General features: G+C 39.6%; 2 tRNA genes and 1 rRNA gene. All 3 read right to left on the reverse strand.

Annotated features, from left to right (window positions below):
• Positions 1 to 187: 187 nt before the first annotated feature.
• Positions 188 to 263: transfer RNA gene (locus LQ679_RS14655), tRNA-Ala, on the reverse strand.
• Between the two features lie 21 nt (positions 264 to 284).
• Positions 285 to 361, reverse strand: a tRNA-Ile gene (locus LQ679_RS14660).
• Between the two features lie 91 nt (positions 362 to 452).
• A 16S ribosomal RNA gene (locus LQ679_RS14665) occupies positions 453 to 502 on the reverse strand; the annotation flags it as partial.

A 502-nucleotide genomic window follows, 5' to 3' on the forward strand; every position in this document is an offset into this window, starting at 1 on the left:
TAATAACTTAATCTATATTTCCTTATACATAATGTTTAAGAAAATAACTGTTATTAATCTGTGATGTCGTCTATAAAGACGACGCGCGATTGTTAAGCTTGTTGAATTTCGTTAAAAATTCACTCGGTTTTTTGCTTGGTAAAATCTATTTTACTTACTTATCTAGTTTTCAATGTACAATATAATATGGTGGAGACTAGCGGGATCGAACCGCTGACCTCCTGCGTGCAAAGCAGGCGCTCTCCCATCTGAGCTAAGCCCCCTAATTGGGAATTAAATTTTAATGGTGGGCCTAAATGGACTCGAACCATCGACCTCACGCTTATCAGGCGTGCGCTCTAACCAGCTGAGCTATAGGCCCATTCTTAAATTGAATGTAATGAACATTCAAAACTGAATACAATATGTCTCCGTTATTCCATGACCTAATGGTCATTCCGTAATATCCTTAGAAAGGAGGTGATCCAGCCGCACCTTCCGATACGGCTACCTTGTTACGACT

It is taken from the genome of Mammaliicoccus sp. I-M35, from assembly GCF_022386455.1.
Taxonomy (GTDB): Bacteria; Bacillota; Bacilli; order Staphylococcales; family Staphylococcaceae; genus Mammaliicoccus; species Mammaliicoccus sciuri_A.